This window comes from Treponema sp. R6D11 (assembly GCF_054786075.1).
The window spans coordinates 1-778 of sequence record NZ_BDHD01000562.1; the positions used below are offsets into that span (position 1 = coordinate 1).

The window sequence follows — 778 nt, forward strand, 5'->3', positions numbered from 1 at the left end:
GGTTCCCCTGTTATGCCCGGGCTTTTCCAAAACTTGACCATAAATCCCGCCGCGAGAAATAATACCCCCCTCTTTTACTAAAACGCCGGCGTAAAATCCGCCGTCTTTTTACCTGGCTTCAATTTCGGCTTTAAATTTTTTGCCCTCCACGATTGAAAGCTCGCGGATAACCCTGCGCGGGGTGTCTTTTAATAAAACCGCAGCCCCCGCCTGAGACGTTACAAGGCGCAAGCCAGGCCATTCCTTCCTGAAAAAAGGCGTAGCGCCGATATGGTCATAATGGGTATGGGTGATAAAGAGATAGTCTAACGGCCTTCCGTTAAGGGCGTTTTTTACGCTTTTTATTGTTTTGTCAGCACAGTGCATCATTCCACAGTCAAAAATGGCGGTAAAGTCATCTCCAAGAAGGACGTTTCCTTCGCTTGTTCTGTGCGCGATGCAGTTAATGTATCTTTTCATTTCCCTTATAATATATGGATTTACAGGGAATGTCTACACGATAAAAAATAAATTGGCTTTTTTCCGGATCTGGGAATAGAATATATATATGGTAATTATCAACCAATATATACGAAAGAAAATTATTCGATATTTTCAAGTTATATTTGTAGCTTTGGCTTTTGGGTTGATGGTTATAGCAAGTTATTTATTTGTAAGCGACATTGAACGCAGACACCTCCAAAACGACGTAAAAAACGCGATTATTAATACGGAAGCCAATATCAAAGCAGACATGCTGGAGCCTGAAACGATATTGGCGGGTATTTCAGAAACAATC

2 protein-coding genes are annotated in these 778 nt (G+C 41.6%); one reads left to right on the forward strand and one right to left on the reverse strand.

The window, feature by feature from the left end; translation table 11 throughout:
• Positions 1-108: 108 nt before the first annotated feature.
• Positions 109-459, reverse strand: coding sequence for an MBL fold metallo-hydrolase (locus tag ACYVTD_RS14685; protein WP_461248461.1), 351 nt, complete (start codon positions 457-459; stop codon positions 109-111).
• 88 nt (positions 460-547) lie between these two features.
• Between ACYVTD_RS14685 and ACYVTD_RS14690 the strand changes: the two genes are divergently transcribed.
• Positions 548-778, forward strand: a 231-nt coding sequence (locus ACYVTD_RS14690) for a hypothetical protein (RefSeq protein ID WP_461248462.1), incomplete at its 3' end; no start/stop codon positions are given.

Excerpts from the sequence above, each read along its gene's own strand:
- ACYVTD_RS14685 (WP_461248461.1), bottom strand. The coding sequence starts at position 459 with ATGAAAAGATACATTAACTGCATCGCGCACAGAACAAGCGAAGGAAAC.